Genomic DNA, 4,545 nt, shown 5'->3' on the forward strand with positions numbered 1-4,545 from the left:
GTACTCGCGGCAGTGGCCGTGGTGATGGGCCGCCCCCGGCTGCACGCACTGATCCCGGCGGTCATCGCCGTGGGTGTGGGTCTCGTCATCGCCTCGCTGGGCACGGTCACCGGCGCCAACATCAATCCGGCCCGTGCCTTCGGTCCGGCGTTGCTCTCCGGCGAGTACACGCACCTGGGGACCTACCTGCTCTCACCCCTCGTAGCCGGTCTCCTCACCGGCCTGGCCCACCGCACCCTGCGCACCGGCCGACCGGCCCCCGCCCAGCCGGCCACCACCTGACCACCCCGCCCCCTCACCCAGGAGCAACTCATGCCCACCACCCGCGGCCTGATCATCGACGGCACCGAGGTGCCCGCTTCCTCCGCCCGAACGACTCCCGACATCAACCCCTGGACGGGGGACGTCCACGCGCAGGTCGCCGCCGGCACCGTCCAGGACGTACGCCGCGCGGTGGACGCCGCCGACGCGGCCTTCGAGCGGTGGGCCGCCACCAAGCCCGCCACACGCCGGCAGATCTTTCTCAAGGCGGCCGAACTGATGGTCAGCCGCACCGACGACATCGTGCGGACCATGGCGGAGGAAGTCGGCGCCACCGCACCCTGGGCCGCCTTCAACGCCCGCCTCGGTGCCGACATCCTGCTGGAAGCGGCGGCAGCCGTGAGTCAGCCGGCCGGACAGGTGCTCGCCACCAACGCCGACGGAGTGATCTCCACCCAAGTACGCGTTCCCAAGGGCGTCGTCGCCGCCATCTCACCGTGGAACGCGCCGGTCATCCTGGGCGTGCGCGCGGTCGCGCTGCCGCTCGCCGTCGGCAACACGGTCGTGATGAAGCCCAGCGAGGACGCCCCCCTCGCGTGCGGCCTGCTCATCGCCGACATACTGCACGAGGCCGGGCTGCCCGCAGGGGTGCTCAACGTCGTCACCAACGACCGCGCGGACGCCGCCGAAGTGGTCTCCGCACTCATCGCCGACGCACGCGTACGCATGGTCAACTTCACCGGCTCCACCGAGGTGGGACGTGCCGTCGGAGTCCAGGCCGCCCAGCACCTCAAGCCCGCGGTCCTCGAACTCGGCGGCAAGAACGCCCTGGTGGTCCTGGAGGACGCCGACCTCGACTACGCCGTCGACGCGGCCGTCTTCGGTTCCTTCATGAACTCCGGCCAGATCTGCATGTGCCTCGACCGCCTCATCGTCCACCGCTCCCTCGCGGAGGCGTTCACCGCCAAGCTCGCCGCCCGGGTGGCCGAGCTGAACTGCGGCGACCCGGCCGACCCCGCCGTCGCCGTCGGGCCCGTCGTCAACTCCCGGGCCGCACAGCGCATCACGGCGCTCGTCGAGGACGCGGTCGCCAAGGGCGCGACCCTCGCGGCGGGCACCGGCAGGACCGAGGGGCCCGACACCCTGATCCGCCCCGTGGTGCTCACCGGGGTCACCCAGGACATGAAGATCTATTACGACGAGACCTTCGGCCCCGTCACCGTCGTGCACGTCGTCGACAGCCCGGACGAAGCCGTGGCGCTGGCCAACGACACTCCCTACGGGCTCACCGCCGGTGTCATCACCGAAGACCTGGCGGCAGGTCTCGACGTGGCAGCACGCCTGCGCACCGGCATCGTCCACATCAACGACCAGTCCATCGCCGACGAGCCCCAGGCCCCCTTCGGTGGCGTGAAGGACTCCGGCTACGGCCGATTCGGCGGCCAGGCCGGCGTCGAGGCGTTCACCGACACCCGCTGGGTCACCGCCCAGGTCCGGGGCCGCGCGCACTTCCCGATCTGAGCACGCGGCAGAGGCCGGGGCGCTGTGCGGCGCCCCGGCCTCTGCGAACGGGCCGACGGTCGGATCAGGCGAACTACGGGAAGTCGATGGTGGCGTCGGTGGAGATGGACACCACGACGGAACCGGCGGTGTCGGCGGTGAAGGTGTCGACCGCGGCGATCCGGGAGCCCCAGCGGTCGACGAGTTCGGCCTGCGTGGCCTTGGCGACGCGGTCGATCCAGACCTTCTGGGCGGCCCAGGCGTTCGCCGCCTCGACCTCGGAGGCGGCCTCGGTGAAGGAGATCGCCCCCATGTTCTTCTTCGTGGTGTTCCAGAAGTCGATGAAGAAGGCCCGCGACTGCTCGACGTCGGCCCGAGTGCCGGTGCGGTAGACGTGACCGCCGACGTACGTGTCGAAGTCGAGGCGGAGGATGGCGTCATGGGCGAGGAGGATTCCGGGCAGGTAGTCCGCGTTGCCCCAGCCGCGATAAGGGGCCCAGCCCGGCATGACGACGTCGGTCATGACGGCGAGCCGCTGGCGGGGGAAGTAGGTGAGGATGTTCCCGGACTCATGGTTCGAGCCCGGATAGATGACATGGATCTCCTCGCCGCCGATGTGCAGCGTGTTGTGCTTTCCGTGGAGGACCTTCTGGGGCAACGGCCGCGCGGGGTCGTTGTGCAGCGCGAGAATGGTGGCGCAGTCGGCGTGGGCGATACGCACCGCATCCGGGAATTCGGTCACCGCGCCCACGTGATCAAGGTGGGAATGGCTGTAGATGAAGTGCGTCACCGGCTTGTCGGTCACGGAGGCGATGGCCTCCTTGAGCTTTCCACGGGAAGCGGGAGGCGCGTCGACGACCACGACACCGTCGTGGGTCACGACGAAGACGGACTGCACGAAGCCGGTGATGACGACGTAGCCGTTCTTTCCGGCGCGCTGCAGCCGGTAGCCCTTTCCGTTGTCGGGCAGCGGCTTCGCGTCCGGGGGCAGCGGCAGGAAGCTCGGACTCTCCGCGGCGTAACCGGAATTCGGCCACAATGCGAGAGCCCCGGCGCCGACGACGGCGGCGGCACTGCCGCCACGGATTATGGAACGACGGTTGATCATGCCTGTCCTCATTTTCGGTGAGAGGGGTCGAATGGCCGGCCGAGATCAACGCTAGGAGGTACTTGAAGTTTCATCAAGTTGCTCGGAAAGCTGACTTTTATGTCACCAGGTCACTCTTATGTGACCTGGTCAGAACTGAATTACCGGCACGGAACGAAGGTTTGTCGAATGAGTACACCGCCTCGGCACGAAGGCGAGATCTACGGCACCGGTACTCCGACGCGAGAAGCGGTCGACCGCATAGCCAGCAGGTGGACCGTGCTCATCACCCATGTGCTCGAAGGCGGCCCCACCCGGTTCAACGACTTGAAGAACCGGCTCGGCGTGAGTGGGCAGGTGCTGGCCAGAACCCTCCGCGACCTAGAGCGCGACGGACTCGTCGCTCGGCGGGTCTACCCCGAGGTCCCGGTCCGCGTGGAGTACGAACTCACGTCCCTGGGCGGGACCATGTGCCCGGTCGTGCGGGAGATACGGCAGTGGGCAGAGCTGACGGCGGAGGCGATCGGCGAGGCACGGGCGGCGTACGACCGAGGTCAGCGGAGCTGACCGGGGCCGCAACGGCTATGCGGGCAACTGCTGTTCGGTCCAGATGACCTTGCCGTCAGGTGTGTAGCGCGTGCCCCAGCGGTCGGCGAACTGGGCCACGAGGAAGAGGCCGCGGCCGCCCTCGTCCATGGTGGTGGCCCGGCGCAGGTGCGGGGACACGCTGCTCCCGTCGGACACTTCGCAGATGAGGCTGCGGTCCCGGATCAGGCGCACGCTGATGGGGCCGGTCGCGTGCCGGATGGCGTTGGTGACCAGCTCGCTGAGGATCAGTTCCAGGGTGAACGCCTCCTCGTCCAGACCCCATGCGTGCATCAGCCTGTCGGCGCAAGCCCGCACGCCGGCGACGGCCGAGGGATCGGAAGGCACGCTCCACATCGAGGTACGGTCACTGTCGAGCAGCCGGGTGCGTGCGACCAGCAGGGCCACGTCGTCGCGTGGTGCCGTCGGCAGCAGCGCGTCCATCACGGCCTGGCACATCTCCTCCGGCGTCCGTCCGGCGTGTGCGATGGCGCGCCGCAGCTGCTCGATCCCCTCGTCGATGTCACGCTGCCGTTCCTCGATCAGGCCGTTGGTGTACAGCACGATGCCGCTGCTCTCGGGCAGGCGTATCTCCGCCGTCTCGTACGGCAGCCCGCCGAGGCCCAGCGGGGGACCGGCCGGTATCCCGGCCAGGTCCGCACGGCCGTCCGGGAACACGATCAGGGGGTCCAGATGGCCGGCTCTGGCCATGGTGCACAGACCGGACACCGGGTCGTAGATCGCGTACAGGCACGTGGCACCCGTGAGCGTCGGTGCCTCGCTGTTCTCGTCGTCCCGGTCCTGGTCGATGCGGGTGACGAGTTCGTCCAGGTACCAGAGCAACTCGTCGGGCGGCAGGTCGAGCGTCGAGAAGTTGTGCACGGCGGTGCGCAGTTGCCCCATGGTGGCGGCGGCGTGCAGACCATGCCCCACGACGTCCCCCACCACGAACGCGACGCGGGCTCCCGGCAGGGGTATGACGTCGAACCAGTCGCCGCCGACCCCGCCGAGCCCCGCCTCGGCCGGCAGATAGCGGTGGGCCACCTCGACAGCGCTCTGCTCGGGAAGAGCATGGGGCAGAAGGCTGCGCTGCAGCGCGACGGCCATGGCGT

Annotated in this window: 5 protein-coding genes; 3 read left to right on the top strand and 2 right to left on the bottom strand. The window is 69.2% G+C overall.

What is annotated here, in order from left to right:
• Together BEK98_RS44695 and BEK98_RS44700 are read left to right on the top strand one after the other, a co-directional pair.
• Positions 1–282, top strand: a 282-nt coding sequence (locus BEK98_RS44695) for an aquaporin (protein ID WP_208643411.1), incomplete at its 5' end; no start/stop codon positions are given.
• Between the two features lie 30 nt (positions 283–312).
• A complete protein-coding gene (locus BEK98_RS44700) occupies positions 313–1,782 on the top strand; it encodes an aldehyde dehydrogenase family protein (protein ID WP_094222579.1) in 1,470 nt (489 codons plus the stop codon).
• 73 nt (positions 1,783–1,855) lie between these two features.
• On the opposite strand, the gene BEK98_RS44705 is transcribed toward BEK98_RS44700, so the two are convergent.
• Positions 1,856–2,869 (bottom strand): MBL fold metallo-hydrolase, encoded by a 1,014-nt coding sequence (locus tag BEK98_RS44705; RefSeq protein WP_167444427.1) that lies wholly within the window; start codon positions 2,867–2,869, stop codon positions 1,856–1,858.
• 168 nt (positions 2,870–3,037) lie between these two features.
• Between BEK98_RS44705 and BEK98_RS44710 the strand changes: the two genes are divergently transcribed.
• Positions 3,038–3,415: a winged helix-turn-helix transcriptional regulator gene (locus BEK98_RS44710; RefSeq protein WP_094222581.1), complete on the top strand. Its 378-nt coding sequence runs from the start codon at positions 3,038–3,040 to the stop codon at positions 3,413–3,415.
• A gap of 15 nt (positions 3,416–3,430) precedes the next feature.
• On the opposite strand, the gene BEK98_RS44715 is transcribed toward BEK98_RS44710, so the two are convergent.
• A partial coding sequence (locus BEK98_RS44715; protein WP_167444428.1) for an ATP-binding SpoIIE family protein phosphatase occupies positions 3,431–4,545 on the bottom strand: 1,115 nt, incomplete at its 5' end.

This window comes from Streptomyces diastatochromogenes, assembly GCF_002242805.1.
In the GTDB taxonomy this organism is placed as follows: Bacteria; Actinomycetota; Actinomycetes; order Streptomycetales; family Streptomycetaceae; genus Streptomyces; species Streptomyces diastatochromogenes.